The following is a 2,751-nucleotide window of genomic DNA, read 5'->3' on the forward strand; positions in this document are numbered from 1 at the left end:
CCTGTTGCGCACGGTGCCGCATGTGCCGGTGCTGCGCGGCGAGGTCCTGCCCGAGCGCGTTCCCGCCGCCGGCCTGATGATCCTGCGCGACGGCGAGCCGGGGGAGCCCGGCGTGACGCTGTCGCCGCTGCGCTACCATTACCAGCACCGCGCCGAGATCGAGGCCGTTGTGCAAGGCGTAGACCGCGACAGTACCTTTGCCGCGCTCTGCGCCAGTATCGGCGCGGCAATCTCCGCCGACCGCACGCTGGGCGGGCTCTGCGACTGGGTCGAGGCGGAGGCACCCCGCCCGGTTGACCTGCCGGTCGAGGGCGCGGCCAGCCTGAAGGCGGCCGTGATCACGGTCGTTTTGCACTACACCACCGCTGATCCGCTCGGCGGCTGATCCTCTCAAGCCCCAAGGAGAACACCATGGCACGAGCCCAGGGGGCGCGGGCGCAGATGGCGCTGGCGTTCGAGACGAATTATGGCACCCCGCCCGCCAGCGGCTATACGCGGATGCCCTTCGCCAGTGCGACGCTGGGGGCCGAGCAGCCGCTCCTGAACAGCGAGCTCTTGGGCTATGGGCGTGATCCGCTGCCGCCGATCAAGGACGCGGTGACCTCGGATGGCGACGTGGTCGTGCCCATCGACGCGCAGGCCTTCGGCTTCTGGCTGAAGGCCGCGTTCGGTGCGCCGACTACGACCGGATCGGAAGCGCCCTACACGCATGAGTTCCAGTCCGGCGCATGGGTGCTGCCCAGCATCTCGATTGAGACCGGGATGCCCGAGGTGCCACGCTATGCGATGTACTCGGGCTGTGTGCTGGATCAGCTCAGCTGGCAGATGCAGCGCTCCGGGCTGCTGACTGCGACGGCGCGGCTGGTGGCGCAGGGCGAGGCAGTCGGCACGACCACCAGTGCCGGCACGCCCGCCGAACTGGCGCTGAAACGCTTCGGCCACTTCAACGGGTCCATCAAGCGCAACGGCACGCCGCTCGGCAATGTCGTCTCCGCCGAGATCACCTATGCCAACAACCTCGACCGGATCGAAACCATCCGCGCCGATGGGCGCATCGACGGCGCGGACCCGTCCATCGCCGCGCTCACGGGCCGGGTCGAGGTGCGGTTTGCCGACCAGACACTGGTCACGCAGGCCATCGATGGTGACCCGTGCGAGATGGAGTTCGCCTACGTCCTGCCCTCGGGTGAAAGCTTCACTTTCACCGTTCACGCCGTCTACCTGCCGCGCCCGCGCATCGAGATCAGCGGTCCGCAGGGCGTGCAGGCCAGTTTTGACTGGCAGGCGGCGCGCGATGCGACCGAGGGCCGGATGTGCACGGCAACGCTGGTAAACGACATCGAGGCGTACTGAATGGCCGCAGCCCAGCTATCAGCCGAGAAGAAACGGCACGCTGGTCAGGACGATGATGCCAGTCAGCGCGTAGCCGCAGGTGAGCATGATCCAGTCGCCAGCCCGCGACAGGAGAATAGCCAATCCATGCGGTGGCTGTCCCGTCTCCGGGACAGCCTCGCACTCAGCCTCATACCCGCTCGCCATAGCCACCACTGCAATCACGGAGGCCAGTATGGCCCGATATCCTTTCCATGAGGTTACACGATGCTCACGCTCGACCTGACCGACGCCCCCCGCTGGCATGACCTCGCCCCCGGCGTTCGGGTGCAGCTGCGCCCCCTGACCACCGCGCTGATGGTGGCAACGCGCGCCGCCCCGGAGGTCGAGGCCGTGCCCGATGAAGCCTCCGACGAAGAGCGTGCCATGGCCTTCGCGAAAACCCTCGCGCGGCGCGCGGTGCTGGATTGGGAGGGGATCGGCGATGCCGATGGCAACGCAATCGACCCCAGCCCCGAAGCCATCGACGCGCTGCTCGACATCTGGCCGATCTTCGAGGCGTTCCAGCTGACCTATGTCTCGAAGGGCCTGCTGCTGGAGCAGGAAAAAAACGCCTCCGCGCCCTCGCCGAGTGGGAGTTCGGCGGGGGCGCGCGCTACTGCGAGGCCTGCGAAGGGACGTGCCCAGACTGCCCGGCGCGGCTGAACCGTCCGCTCACGCATGAAGGCTGGCAGGTCTGGGACCTGGCGCAGCGCCTTGGCGGTCAGCTGCGGGCTGTCCCCGGCGCCGTGATCGGCTGGGACATGGGCGCGGCGCTGGCCATGGCGAACGCGCTGGGCGTGCCGACGGTCATCGCCGCCGAACTGCTGCCCGCCATCGAGGCGGTGATGGTGAGCAAGATCAACGAACAGATGGAAGCCATGCATGGCCGAGAAACGGGTTAGCGTCCGCCTCGCGGCGACGGGCGGGCGGCAGGTGCGCTCCGAGCTCGAAGGCGTCGGCGAGGCCGGCAAGCGCGGCTTCGGGCGTCTGAGCGCGGAGATGGAGGCCGCGAACCGGCGGCTCGCCGGCTTCGCGCGGCGCGTGCGGGTGGCGGCGGCTGCTGCGGTGGCGGCCGCGACCGCTGCGGGTGTGGCCATGGTGCGCTCCGGGCTGCAGACCGTCGATGCGCAGGCCAAGCTCGCCGCCTCGCTCGACACGACCGTGGCCAGCATCCAGGTGCTGGAACGCGCGGGCGAGATGGCCGGCGTGTCCATGGGCCAGGTCGAGCAGGCGACGGTGCAGCTCACGCGACGTCTGAGCCAGGCCGCGTCGGGCACGGGCCCGGCCGTCGAGGCGCTGCGCCGGCTGCGGCTGTCGGCCGAGGATCTGCAGGCGCTGCCGCTCGATGCGCGCATCGCCACCATCCAGGAGGCGCTG

4 protein-coding genes and 1 pseudogene are annotated in these 2,751 nt (G+C 69.5%); all 5 read left to right on the forward strand.

Annotated features, from left to right (window positions below):
• Nucleotide 1: 1 nt before the first annotated feature.
• Nucleotides 2-385, forward strand: coding sequence for an acyl-CoA transferase (locus tag DQ229_RS12975; RefSeq protein WP_238381076.1), 384 nt, complete (start codon nt 2-4; stop codon nt 383-385).
• Nucleotides 386-411: 26 nt separating this feature from the next.
• The gene (locus DQ229_RS12980; protein WP_114966688.1) at nt 412-1,353 is read left to right on the forward strand and encodes a phage tail tube protein; all 942 of its coding nucleotides are present in this window, start codon (nt 412-414) and stop codon (nt 1,351-1,353) included.
• Between the two features lie 246 nt (nt 1,354-1,599).
• A complete protein-coding gene (locus DQ229_RS12985; RefSeq protein ID WP_114966689.1) occupies nt 1,600-2,037 on the forward strand; it encodes a hypothetical protein in 438 nt (145 codons plus the stop codon).
• A gap of 83 nt (nt 2,038-2,120) precedes the next feature.
• Nucleotides 2,121-2,276, forward strand: coding sequence for a DUF7697 family protein (locus DQ229_RS12990; RefSeq protein ID WP_238381077.1), 156 nt, complete (start codon nt 2,121-2,123; stop codon nt 2,274-2,276).
• Nucleotides 2,257-2,751, forward strand: a pseudogene (locus tag DQ229_RS12995) (phage tail tape measure protein); the annotation flags it as partial. The gene DQ229_RS12990 and the pseudogene DQ229_RS12995, both read left to right, overlap by 20 nt.

Source organism: Alkalilacustris brevis, from assembly GCF_003350345.1.
Lineage (GTDB): Bacteria > Pseudomonadota > Alphaproteobacteria > Rhodobacterales > Rhodobacteraceae > Alkalilacustris > Alkalilacustris brevis.